We start from the raw sequence: 11,848 nt of genomic DNA on the forward strand, positions 1-11,848 counted from the left end.
GATGTGTTGCGAGTACTGATCGTTGAGGACGAGGCGCTGGTCGCCATGGAGATCGAGGCCATGCTGACGCTGGCGGGCCACGAGGCGGTCGCGCTGGCCGACGATCTCGACTCGGCCGTCGCCGCCGCGACGGCGGAGCGCCCTGACCTGGCGCTGGTGGACATCCAGCTCACCCAGGGGACAAGCGGTCTCGACGTCGCCAAGGCCTTGAACCGGCTAGGCATCCCCGTGCTGTTCGCGACCGGAAACTGTCCGCACGAGAAGGGTCGCTCCCTGGCCTTGGGCTGCCTACACAAGCCGATCACGGATCGGACCCTGGCCGCAGCCATCAAGGTCGCCGAAAGCGTCCTGCACGGCTCCGGCGTCCAGAACCGTCTGCCCTTGGCCTTCCACCTTTACTGAGACGGGGAGCGTCGGCGGCGTGATCTGCGGGGCTTCACCTTCGCCTAGTGGCCTTCCCGCAGGCTCCAACCACTGAGCCAGGTCAGCCGCACCTGTCACGAGACCCAGGCGCAGTAGGCTGTTGGGGGATCAAAGGGCGGGCAAGGGCGCGCCTCACAACGACATCAACCCCATTCGGGCGACCTGCCCATGCGCGCCAGCCTCGTAGCGGTCCGAAAAGCGAAAGGCCGGATCAAGGTCAGTTTGCCCGGTCGAGCCCAGACCGTCTGGCAGGTGAACCTTTCGCCGGTTGTCCCGCCACCTCGACTTGACCAGCACGATCAATTCCAGTTTTCTAGAACCATGGAATCTCAATCAGCCATCGCTGCCCTGTCCGCCCTTGCCCAACCCACGCGGCTGGACTGCTTTCGGCTGCTCGTGCGCCACGAGCCGGAGGGGCTTCCTGCCGGAGAGATCGCGCGTATCCTCGACGTACCAGCCAACACCCTGTCCGCGCATCTGACGATCCTGACGCATGCCGCTCTGGTGGAAGGGCGGCGCGAGGGCCGCTCCGTCATCTATCGTGCGCAACTTGACCAGATCCGCGCGGTGACCCTGTTCCTGCTCAAGGACTGCTGCGGCGGCCGGGCCGACCTTTGCGCGCCGCTGCTCGCCGAACTGGCACCATGCTGCTGAGGACATCTTCCGTGACTCGGGGGCATCCTGAGGCTTCCCGACTCCCCGAAGCAGCAGGATCGTCGCACCCCGGTCGGGGTGGCGGGGCCGAAAGCGCCCGCACCGTGCCCAAGCCGACCAAATTCCAGTTGCCCGCCGCAGTTCTTCGCTCCCTTGAGGCTTCATGTCCCCCTTCGAACGCTATCTGACCCTCTGGGTCGCCTTGTGCATCGTGGCCGGGATCGGTCTCGGCTACCTCATGCCCGATGTCTTTGCCGCGATCGGCGCGATGGAGGTGGCCCGGGTCAATATGCCGGTCGCCGTCCTTGTCTGGCTGATGATCGTTCCGATGCTCCTGCGCATCGACTTTGCCGCACTGGGTCAGGTGAGCCGCCATTGGCGGGGGATCGGCGTGACCCTGTTCGTGAACTGGGCGGTCAAGCCCTTCTCCATGGCGCTTTTGGGCTGGCTTTTCGTCGGCTGGCTGTTCCGCCCCTGGCTGCCCGCGGACCAGATCGACAGCTACATCGCCGGGCTCATCATCCTGGCCGCCGCACCCTGCACGGCCATGGTGTTCGTCTGGTCGAACCTGACGCGGGGCGAGCCGCACTTCACGCTTTCCCAGGTCGCGCTCAACGACGCCATCATGATCGTGGCCTTCGCGCCCATCGTGGGCCTCCTGCTCGGTCTTTCGGCCATCACCGTGCCTTGGGCCACGCTGGTGCTGTCGGTGGTGCTGTACATCGTCGTCCCGGTGATCGGGTCGCAGATCCTGAGGCGCAGGCTCCTGGCCTCGGGAGGCCAGGTCGCCCTCGAAAGGCTCCTGCACCGTGTCCAGCCGCTTTCGCTCGTGGCGCTCCTCGCTACGCTGGTCCTCCTGTTCGGCTTCCAGGGCGAGCAGATCCTGGCGCAACCCCTCGTGATCCTGCTTCTTGCGGTGCCGATCCTGATCCAGGTCTATCTGAACTCCGGTCTGGCCTATCTCCTCAACCGCTGGGCGGGCGAGCGGCACTGCGTGGCGGGTCCCTCGGCCCTGATCGGGGCGTCGAACTTCTTCGAGCTCGCGGTCGCCGCGGCGATCAGCCTCTTCGGCCTGACCTCGGGCGCGGCCTTGGCCACAGTCGTGGGAGTGCTGATCGAGGTGCCGGTGATGCTGTCGGTGGTCCGGATCGTGAACCGCTCGAAGGGCTGGTATGACCGCGGCGCCCGCGTGGCCCGCATGACCACGGAGGCCAAGGCATGACCGTCACCATCTATCACAACCCCGCCTGCGGCACCTCGCGCAACACGCTGGCCATGATCCGCGCCAGCGGAGAGGAGCCGGTCGTGATCGAGTATCTGACCGACCCGCTGAGCCGGGAGCGCCTTCAGGCGCTGATCGCGGCCGCCGGCCTGACGGTGCGCGAGGCCATCCGGCAAAAGGGCACGCCCTATGCCGAGTTGGGCCTGGATGACCCGAGCCTCAACGACGACCAGCTTCTCGCCGCCATGCTGGCGCATCCGATCCTGATCAACCGGCCCTTCGTGGAGACCCCCAAGGGCGTGCGTTTGGCCCGTCCGTCCGAGATCGTGCTGGAGATCCTGCCCAACCCCGACATCGGCGCGTTCCGCAAGGAGGATGGCGAGGTGGTCCAACCGGGCGAGCCACGCCTTGGTTGACCGGTCCGATCTCCCGAATGTCATTTCTGCCGTCTTCGACGTGCCGGATCAGGCGCGGCTTTCGGCTCCGGCTCCGACCCATCGGCCTCGCATCCTGCTTCTTTATGGCTCCCTGCGGGAGCGCTCTTACAGCCGCCTCCTGACCTTCGAAGCGCAGCGGCTTCTGGATGCCATGGGGGCCGAGACGCGGGTCTATCACGCGAACGGCCTTCCCCTGCCCGACGATGCGGAGGCCACGCACCCCAAGGTCCAGGAGCTGCGCGAGGCGATGCTCTGGTCCGAGGGTCAGGTCTGGACCAGCCCCGAGCGGCACGGCGCCATGAGCGCGGTCCTGAAGGCGCAGATCGACTGGATCCCGCTCCCCGGCGGTGCCATCCGGCCCACTCAGGGGCGCACGCTGGCGGTCATGCAGGTCTCGGGCGGGTCGCAGAGCTTCAACGCCGTGAACCAGATGCGCATCCTGGGCCGCTGGATGCGGATGATTACCATCCCGAACCAGTCCTCGGTCGCGAAAGCCTGGCAGGAGTTCGAGGAGGACGGCCGCATGAAGCCGTCGCCCTTCTATGACCGCGTGGTGGACGTCATGGAGGAGTTGCTGAAGTTCACGCTGCTGACCCGCGGCGTCGCGGACCACCTGACCGACCGCTACAGCGAACGGAAAGAGGACGCAGCCAAGCTTGAGGCGCGCGTCGGCCTGAAAAGCCTCTAGACGCGTCACCGGCCGGCCTGTTCAGACCGGGACGTGATCCGCCTCCGCGACCGCGCTACCCAAACCATCCCGTCACCAAACGACATGGGGCCGTTCTGCGCCAGAATGTTTGCGCGATACGGGTGCGCCTCTCCCGCTGTCCTCCTGATCCTCCTGCCGCCATCGGGATCTGGAGCAGCGAGTTGGCCCGGTTGCAAGGGGATCGCCGTCATGGGCGACCCGGTCCGGATCAGGACGCGGATGCGCCAGGGGACTGATCTCTGCCTCAATTCTAGTGTGCCGAGCAAGCGCGCGGAAACCGCCGTCCCACGCAGCCGGTCATCCCTGGCGCTGGCGAGCCAGGGCCTGCCGGGTCCGTCTGTCGCTTTGGGAGAAGGGAGCCGATCGAAGCCGGCCGGCTGATCGTCATGGACCACAAGCCCGAGCGAGGCCAAGCCGGCTGCCCCCGGCCTGAAAGGGCATCGGCGCCGGAACCATACCACCCTCTTACAAGGATCAGATCGACACCGCCGCCAAGAGGCTCTCCCGCACGACCTCGGGCTTGCGGGCCGACAGCTTCACGGCGCCGCGATCAAGCGCGACGAACCGGTCGGCAAGCCCATAGGCGAAGTCGAAGAACTGCTCCACGAGGACGATGGCGATGTCGCCCCTGTCGCACAACCTTTCGATCACGCGGCCGATGTCCTTGATGATGCTGGGCTGGATGCCTTCGGTCGGCTCGTCGAGCAGGAGCACGCGCGGGCGGGTCACCAGCGCGCGCGCGATCGCCAGCTGCTGCTGCTGCCCGCCGGACAGGTCGCCCCCCCGACGGTGCCGCATGGTTTCCAGGATGGGGAACAGGTCGTAAAGCTCGGGCGGCACCTCGCGGCGGCTGCGCGGCAGGCAGGCAAAGCCCGCCTCCAGGTTCTCCTGCACGGTCAGCAGTGGAAAGATCTCGCGCCCTTGGGGAACATAGGCGATCCCGGCGCGCGCGGCCTGAGCGGCGCTGGGACGGCCCAGGTCTCGGCCATCGAGCCGGATGGCCCCGGCCTCGAACGGGTGCCGCCCGGCGATGGCCTTGAGCAGGCTGGTCTTGCCCACACCATTCATCCCCATCACGGCCGTCACCTCGCCCGGAAGGGCCACGAGGTCGATGCCATGGAGGATGCGGCTCTGGCCGTATCGGAGGGTGAGGTCCTGCACTTCGAGCATGTCAGCGTCCCAGATACACGTCGATGACATCCTGGTCCGAGGTCACGTGATCAAGCGACCCCTCGGCCAGGACCCGTCCTTCGTGGAGCACCGTCACGCGGCAATCGAGCCGGCGGACGAACTCCATGTCATGCTCCACCACCACGACCGCGCGGGTCTTGGCGGCCCGCCCGAGGAGATCGGTGGTGTGCTCGCGCTCGCCCACTGTCATGCCGGCCGCGGGCTCGTCCACCAGCAGCAGGCGCGGGTCCTGGGCCAGGAGCATCCCGATCTCGAGCCACTGCTTCTGGCCGTGGCTCAGCTCGCCCGCGCGGCGGCCGAGATGGGACACGAGGCCGATCTCCTCGGCGATGGCCTCGACGCGGGTGCGGTCCTCGGGGGTGCGCTTCGCGAACAGCACGCGGAACGGGTTGCGCGGGTTCCTGAGCGCCATGTCGAGGTTCTCGGCCACGGACTGCGCTTCGAAGACGGTGGGGCGCTGGAACTTCCGGCCCAGGCCCAGGCGGGCGATGCGGGACTCGCTCAGCCCCACGAGGTTCATGGCGCCATCGCCCCACAGGACGCGGCCGCTGTCGGGCCTGGTCTTGCCGGTGACGACATCCATGAAGGTGGTCTTGCCCGCGCCGTTCGGCCCGATGATTGCCCGCAGGCCGGTGTCCGGAACGGTGAGCGACAGGTTGTTGATGGCCCGGAACCCGTCAAAGGACACGGAGATGGAGTCGACCTCGAGAAGCGTGCTCATGGCTGCCCCTCCTCGCTGCGCCAGGCGCCGTCATCTGGACCCCAGTCGCCTTGCCGGTTGGCCCGACGGGGCACGAGGTCGAACAGGCCGCCTAGGCCCTTGGGGGCGAGCAGCGTCACCGCCACGAAGGTCAGGCCCAGCAGAACCGTCCACCAGTCGGTCCAGCGGATCGTGTAGACGCCCAACGGAATGTCCGGCGCGCCGCCCCCCGTGAACCACGATGACATGAGGGACACCAGTGCCGCGCCCAGCGCTGCGCCATAAAGCCGCCCACGCCCGCCGATGGCGACCCAGACGGCGAGGTAGATGGAGGCGAGCGGCGCGACCTCGCCCGGGTTGATGATGCCCGCCTGCGGATAGTAGAGCGCGCCCGCGATGGCGGCCACGACGGCGGTCAGCGTAAAGACCAAAAGCTTGGTCCCTTCGACCCCGTAGCCAAGGAAGCGCACGCGCGCCTCGTCGTCGCGGATGGCGCGGATCACCGCGCCGCGCCGCCCCGATGTCAGCCAGGCAAACAGCAGGTAGCCGAGCGCCAGCGCCAGAGCCGACGCCCAGAAGAACCCGATGGAGATCGCATCCTGACCCCACTGGTCGAGGCCCGGAATGTTCTGGAGGCCGGACAGGCCGTTGTTCCCCCTGAGGCCCGAGTCGTTCTGAAACAGCCAAAGCGACAGGGCTAGGGTCATCCCCTGGGTCAGGATCGACAGGTAGACCCCGGTCACCCGCGACCGGAAGGCGAGCCAGCCGAACAGCCCCGCGAGCAATCCCGGCACCAGCACCACCATGAGGAGCTGCAGTGCGAGGCTGTCCGAGAAGGCCCATATCCAGGGAAAGTCCTCGGCCCCCACGACGCCGAAGATCTGGCTGGCGACGGCCTGCTCCAGCTCGCGCGGGGTGGGCGGCAGGGGCTGCCCCGCCAGGTTCTGGGCCACGATGTCGGTGGTTCGCGCCGTCATCAGCCACTGGCCGATGGCGTAGCCGCCGATCCCGAAAAAGGCCATGTGGCCGAGCGACAGGATCCCGCAGTAACCCCAGACCACGTCCATGGCGACCGCCGCGAGGCAGAGGCAGAGCGTCTTGCCCAGCGTCTTGACGAAGGAGGTCGAGATCACCCCGGCCCCCACGCCTTCGGCCAGGACCGTCACGCCAAGTGTGAAGATCGCCAGGACAAGGAGCGCCCAAAGGACGGACGGGTTGCCGGCAAGGGTGAAGCGGGGCCGCAGGGCAATGGGTGTGGCGGTCATGGTCTTATGCTCCCGCCGCGCGGCCCTTCATCGCGACGATGCCGCGGGGCCGGAACTGGATGAAGGCGATGATGAACAGGATCATGTAGGTTTGCGCGGCCAAGGTGTTCGACGGGTTGAACCACTCGATGCCCTTCTGGAGGATGCCGATGAGGCTGGCCCCCGCCAGCGTGCCCCAGACATTGCCCACGCCGCCCACGACCACGGTCATGAAGCTTTGGACGATATAGTCGGAGCCCATCTCGCTCGTGACCTTGGCGTAAAGCCCGATGGCCACGCCCGCGATCCCGGCGATGCCCGAGCCCAGGCCAAAGGTCATCATGGCGATGCGGTCGGGATCGATGCCCATGGAGGCCGCCATGCCGGGGTTCTGCGTGACGGCCCGCACCTCGAGCCCCAGCCGCGTCCGCTTGAGGATGAACAGCAGCAGCCCCAGGAACAGGAGCGCCAGGACGAAGATCGCGATGCGGATATAGGCGATGCCCAGCACGTCGTTCACGACCCAGGCCCCATCGAGCCAGGCAGGCGAGGTCAGAGGCCGGGCTTGCGTCCCGAAGATGTTCTTGGCGATCTGTTGGAGCGCGATGGAGATGCCGAAGGTGGCGAGCAGGGTCTCCAGCGGCCGGTGCGCCAGATGGCGGATCACCAGCCTTTCCATGACCACGCCCGCTGCGAAGGTCACGATGAACGCCAAGGGCAGCGCGAGGATGAGCGACAGCGTGTAGTCGGGCACCAGCGTCTGCACGACGTAGCCCGTATAGGCGCCCATCATGATGAACTCGCCATGCGCCATGTTGATGACGCCCATGACACCGAAGGTGATGGCCAGCCCGATGGCCGCGAGGAAGTAGATCGAGGCCAGCGACACCGCGTCGAGCGCCACGTCCGCTGTCTTGTAGACACCCACCCGCGTCTCGGCCGAGGCGAGCGCCCGCTCGGCGGCCTGCGTGATGCCCTGATCCGGCTCGACGTAGCCTTGCCAGAACGCGTGGGAGTCGAGAGCCGCCTCCATCTCGGCCTCGGTCACGCGGGGCGGCAGGCCGTCGCGGAGGGCCAGCGCGTCATAGGCCACATGGCGTGCCTCGTCGGTGCCAAGCATCGCGACCGCCATGTCCCCGACCTTGCCGTCCTGGATTGCGGCCACGAGCGCGTCGCGCACCTCGTTGTCCGTGACCAGCGGCGCCGCAAGGCCCGCATCCACGAGCATGGCATAGGCCGCCTCGCGGGGCAGTTCCGCACTGCCGGGCGTCATCGCATGGGCCAGGTTGGCATCCGCCGGAACGGACGCAGCGACCTGCGGCTCGCTCGCCAGCATGCGGTTCAGCACCGCCCGCGCCTCGACGGTGATGTCCGAGCCGAGATCGCCGATGGCCGCGATGCGCGCTTCGCGGTCGTCTTCGAAGCTCGCGGACAGAAGCCGCTCAAGCCGCTCCTTGCGGACGCGGATCGAGGGTTCCTCCTCGGCCGCGATGGACGCGCGCAGCGGTTCGAGGTGTTCCGGCGCGGGGTCGTCGGCGATGGCCGCCAAGGCGGCCTGGCGCCGAACGGGGTCGGGGTCGGTGAGCTGGAATTCGATCAGGGCCGAGCCGATGACGCCGCGCACCCCGGCATTGGGCTTGATCGCCTTGATGTCGCGCGGCCCCGCCCGGCCCACCTCCTCGCCCGAGGTGATGTCGTAAAGGACGTGCCCCTCGCCGTCCTCCTCGGCATAGAAGAACAACCCGTCCGAGGCGCGCTGCCAAACCTCCTTGCCCTGCCACCGTTCAAGGAACTGCGGCACCTCGGGCAGGCCGGAGTCCACCAACTGGTCGAGCACCTCCCCCACGGTGCGGCGCGACGGGTTCGACACCGCCTCGGGGTCCGCCTGGAGCAGGTCCTGGAGCGACTGGGCCATGGCGGCAGAGCCCAGGAGCACGAAGGCCAGGGCAAGGAGGAAGCGCATTGTCATGGTCCGCTGCTGCAAGGGTTGGGGAGCCCCGTTGAGGGCTCCCCGGACGGCCGGACCGGGAGGGTCGGCCCGGCGCTCGACGTTCAGTAGTTCGAGGTGAGTTGGACGCAGGTCTGCGTCTCGGTGTTGAACATCCCGCAGTTGAGCTTCTGCCAATCCGCCTCCAGAACGGCGGACTCGGGCAGGAAGTCGGTCCAGGCATCGCCTGGCACTTCCTCGGTCTGCGAGATTATGTCGAACTGCCCTTCGGCCGTGATCTCGCCAATCAGCACCGGCTTGGTCAGGTGGTGGTTCGGCAGCATCACGGCGGTGCCGCCGGTCAGGTTCGGGACCTCTTGGCCGATCATGGCGGCGGTGACCGCATCCACCTCGGTAGTCCCGGCTTGCTCGACCGCCTGCACCCACATGTTGAAGCCGATGTAGTGGGCTTCCATCGGGTCGTTGGTCACGCGGGACTCGTCGCCGATATAGGCGTGCCAGGCATCGATGAAGGCCGCGTTCTCGGGCGTGTCGGCGGACATGAAGTAGTTCCAGGCCGCGAGGTGCCCCACGAGGTTCGTGGTGTCGAGGCCGGAAAGCTCCTCCTCGCCCACCGAGAAGGCGACGACCGGCATATCGTCGGCCGAGATGCCCTGCGCGGCCAGTTCCTTGTAGAAGCCGATGTTGGCGTCGCCGTTGATGGTCGAGATCACGCCCACCGGCTCGCCGTCGGCAGCCAGCGCCTTCACGTCGGACACGATGGTCGCCCAGTCGGACTGGCCGAAGGGCGTGTAGTTCACGAAGATGTCCTCTTCGGGGATGCCTTTGGATTCGAGGTAGGCGGCCAGGATGTTGTTCGTGGTGCGCGGATAGACATAGTCGGTGCCGAGCAGGGCGAACTTCGTGATGCCAAGCTCATCGAGATAATAGTCCACCGCCGGGATCGCCTGCTGGTTGGGCGCGGCTCCGGTGTAGAAGACGTTCTTGGATGACTCCTCGCCTTCGTACTGGACGGGGTAGAACATCAGGCCGTTCAGTTCCTCGAGCACGGGCAGGACGGACTTCCGCGACACCGAGGTCCAGGCCCCGAAGATCACGTCCACCTCGTTCACGGTCAGAAGCTCGCGCGCCTTTTCGGCAAAGAGCGGCCAGTCCGAGGCGGGGTCCACGACGACGGGCTCGATCTGGCAGCCCAGGAGCCCGCCCTTGGCGTTCTGCTGCTCGATGAGCATCAGCATCGTGTCCTTCAGCGTCGTTTCCGAGATCGCCATGGTTCCCGAAAGCGAATGGAGCACCCCGACCTTGATGGGGCAGGCATCCTGCGCGGCCGCCCCTGTCGCGCCGAGGGCGGCGAGGAGCGCCGCAATGGAGAGGCTGGTCTTGGTCATTGGTCCCGGTTCCCTGTCCATGGCGCACGGCCGGGCAACCGGGCCGGCACGCTTGCGCGCACCGGACCCCAGGCTATCCTTGGGCCGCAGCCGTTCTTGCTGCCAGCGCGCGGGGGTTCTGGTCCGGCCGACTGGCCCCGCGCGACGTACTGTCCTGACCCGGTCACGCCGGGCGTAGGGGCACGATCAGGCACGCCGCCGGCCCAGGGCAATCCAACGGACCTCCTGCATCAGGCCCGAGCACGATGATTGATCACGATGTAGGCAGCGGCAGGGACTCTGCCTAAATTTCCGGCAACCATGGCATCGGGTCCTGCCATTTCCCGGCTTCCGTGCTGCCTTAGGGAACACATGGCTCGCCAATGCCATGCCTGTCAGGGATCGCACGACGGTCCAGACGGAATGCGGAGGCGACAGGACAAAAGGGCAGCCCGCGCAGGGGAACCATTGCCATCTGATGCAATTGAGCCGCCACTGCGCGCTGGAGCGGTCGCTCCAGGAGCCGCGAAACGGAACCTCTAGGATCCCTCATGCAACTCTTCGAATGCCAGAATTGCGGGCAGACACTCCATTTCGAGAACCGCTCCTGCGAACGCTGCGGCCATCGCCTGGGCTACATCGCGGCGCGGCAGACCCTGGCGGCGTTGCGCCCGGACGGCGACGTCTGGCGCCCTCTCGACAGGCCGGACACCGCCTACCGGTTCTGCCGTAACGTGGAGGAGGATGCCTGCAACTGGCTCGTCCCCGCGGGCGGCCCGGCCTATTGCGAGGCGTGCCGTCACAACCGGACAATTCCCAACCTGTCGTCGACATCGAATCTGGCGCGATGGCGCCGTGTCGAGGATGCCAAGCACCGGCTGTTCTACTCGCTTCTGCAGTTCGGTCTGCCGCTCGCCACCCGTGCCGACAGTCCCGAGGGGCTGGCCTTCGACATGGTGGCCGACCCCGAGGACCCCGACGCCCCCCGGATCCTGACGGGCCATGCGTCGGGTCTTATCACCATCAACATCGCCGAAGCCGACGACGCCGAACGCGAAAGTCGCCGCGAAGGCATGGGCGAGGTTTACCGCACCCTTCTGGGCCATTTCCGGCACGAGGTCGGGCATTACTACTGGGATCGCCTCGTCCGCGACGACGAGACCATGCTCGCCCGCTTCCGCCGGACCTTCGGCGACGAGCGGGACGACTACGCCGAGGCTCTTCAACGCCATTACCGGAACGGTCCACCGTCCGACTGGGCCGACCGGTTCATCTCGGCCTACGCATCCTCGCACCCTTGGGAGGATTTCGCGGAGACCTGGGCCCACTATCTCCACATCGTGGATACCCTGGGCACCGCTGGGGCCTATGGCCTCCGGCTCCGGCCCGAAGTCGCGCAGGCCTCCGATCTCTCCACCCGCATCGATTTCGATTCCTACACCGCCGGCGGCGTGGGGGCCCTGATCGAGGCCTGGATGCCCCTCACCCTTGCAGTGAACTCGCTCAACCGCAGCATGGGGCTGCCCGATCTTTACCCCTTCGTCCTGTCACCTTCCGTGATCACCAAGCTCGGTTTCGTGCACGACCTGATCCGATCCGCCCAGGAAACAGGCATTCAGACGACGAACGCAGCGGAAAGCGCCGAGCGTCGCCTTGCTCCGGCCTGACGCCGCGTGCGACCCTTGAGGGAGAGGACACAGGGGCCGGGGGAAACATGGCGATCTGCTGGGACGATTACGCGGTCCATGGCCTCCACGACGAGCTGATCCAGGCTCCTGGCCGACCCCGTCCCGGCGCCGAGGCGCTCTGCGCCTACCTGGCCTCGCTGGACGAAGAAGCGCTTGGCGTCCGCATCGCCTCCGCCGAGTCGCTGATCCGTCTTATGGGGATCAGCTTTCGCGTTTATGGCGAGGATGGCGGCTCCATCGACCGGCACTGGCCCTACGATCTGAT

General features: G+C 67.1%; 11 protein-coding genes and 1 pseudogene. 7 read left to right on the top strand and 5 right to left on the bottom strand.

Annotated features, from left to right (window positions below; all coding sequences use genetic code 11):
* Positions 1-6 precede the first annotated feature (6 nt).
* The 5 genes from FHG66_RS03010 (at position 7) to arsH (ending at position 3,424) form a co-directional block, all read left to right on the top strand.
* Positions 7-402 carry a response regulator gene (locus FHG66_RS03010; RefSeq protein ID WP_218013781.1) on the top strand — a complete coding sequence of 132 codons (396 nt, stop codon included), beginning with the start codon at positions 7-9 and terminating at the stop codon, positions 400-402.
* 342 nt (positions 403-744) lie between these two features.
* Positions 745-1,077, top strand: coding sequence for an ArsR/SmtB family transcription factor (locus tag FHG66_RS03015; protein ID WP_139075199.1), 333 nt, complete (start codon positions 745-747; stop codon positions 1,075-1,077).
* Positions 1,078-1,240: 163 nt separating this feature from the next.
* Positions 1,241-2,299: an ACR3 family arsenite efflux transporter gene (gene arsB, locus FHG66_RS03020; protein WP_139075200.1), complete on the top strand. Its 1,059-nt coding sequence runs from the start codon at positions 1,241-1,243 to the stop codon at positions 2,297-2,299.
* Positions 2,296-2,715: an arsenate reductase (glutaredoxin) gene (gene arsC / locus FHG66_RS03025; RefSeq protein WP_139075201.1), complete on the top strand. Its 420-nt coding sequence runs from the start codon at positions 2,296-2,298 to the stop codon at positions 2,713-2,715. Before arsB ends, arsC begins: the two co-directional genes overlap by 4 nt.
* Complete coding sequence (gene arsH / locus FHG66_RS03030) at positions 2,675-3,424, top strand: arsenical resistance protein ArsH (RefSeq protein WP_139075202.1); 750 nt, start codon at positions 2,675-2,677, stop codon at positions 3,422-3,424. The genes arsC and arsH overlap by 41 nt, the downstream gene beginning before the upstream one ends.
* Before the next feature lie 495 nt (positions 3,425-3,919).
* Here arsH and urtE read toward each other — a convergent pair whose 3' ends face one another.
* The 5 genes from urtE to urtA all read right to left on the bottom strand — a co-directional run bounded on the left by urtE (position 3,920) and on the right by urtA (position 9,916).
* The gene (urtE, locus tag FHG66_RS03035; RefSeq protein ID WP_139075203.1) at positions 3,920-4,615 is read right to left on the bottom strand and encodes an urea ABC transporter ATP-binding subunit UrtE; all 696 of its coding nucleotides are present in this window, start codon (positions 4,613-4,615) and stop codon (positions 3,920-3,922) included.
* 1 nt (position 4,616) lies between these two features.
* Positions 4,617-5,357: an urea ABC transporter ATP-binding protein UrtD gene (urtD, locus tag FHG66_RS03040; RefSeq protein WP_139075204.1), complete on the bottom strand. Its 741-nt coding sequence runs from the start codon at positions 5,355-5,357 to the stop codon at positions 4,617-4,619.
* Positions 5,354-6,601, bottom strand: a complete 1,248-nt coding sequence (locus FHG66_RS03045) for an ABC transporter permease subunit (protein ID WP_176556105.1) — start codon at positions 6,599-6,601, stop codon at positions 5,354-5,356. Before FHG66_RS03045 ends, urtD begins: the two co-directional genes overlap by 4 nt.
* A gap of 4 nt (positions 6,602-6,605) precedes the next feature.
* Positions 6,606-8,549, bottom strand: a complete 1,944-nt coding sequence (gene urtB / locus FHG66_RS03050; protein WP_139075205.1) for an urea ABC transporter permease subunit UrtB — start codon at positions 8,547-8,549, stop codon at positions 6,606-6,608.
* Positions 8,550-8,632: 83 nt separating this feature from the next.
* The gene (urtA, locus tag FHG66_RS03055) at positions 8,633-9,916 is read right to left on the bottom strand and encodes an urea ABC transporter substrate-binding protein (protein WP_139075206.1); all 1,284 of its coding nucleotides are present in this window, start codon (positions 9,914-9,916) and stop codon (positions 8,633-8,635) included.
* Between the two features lie 530 nt (positions 9,917-10,446).
* Here urtA and FHG66_RS03060 point away from each other — a divergent pair.
* Positions 10,447-11,562 carry a zinc-binding metallopeptidase family protein gene (locus FHG66_RS03060; protein WP_139075207.1) on the top strand — a complete coding sequence of 372 codons (1,116 nt, stop codon included), beginning with the start codon at positions 10,447-10,449 and terminating at the stop codon, positions 11,560-11,562.
* 47 nt (positions 11,563-11,609) lie between these two features.
* A pseudogene (locus FHG66_RS03065) lies at positions 11,610-11,848 on the top strand (hypothetical protein); the annotation flags it as partial.

It is taken from the genome of Rubellimicrobium rubrum, assembly GCF_006152115.1.
GTDB classification, from domain to species: Bacteria; Pseudomonadota; Alphaproteobacteria; order Rhodobacterales; family Rhodobacteraceae; genus Rubellimicrobium; species Rubellimicrobium rubrum.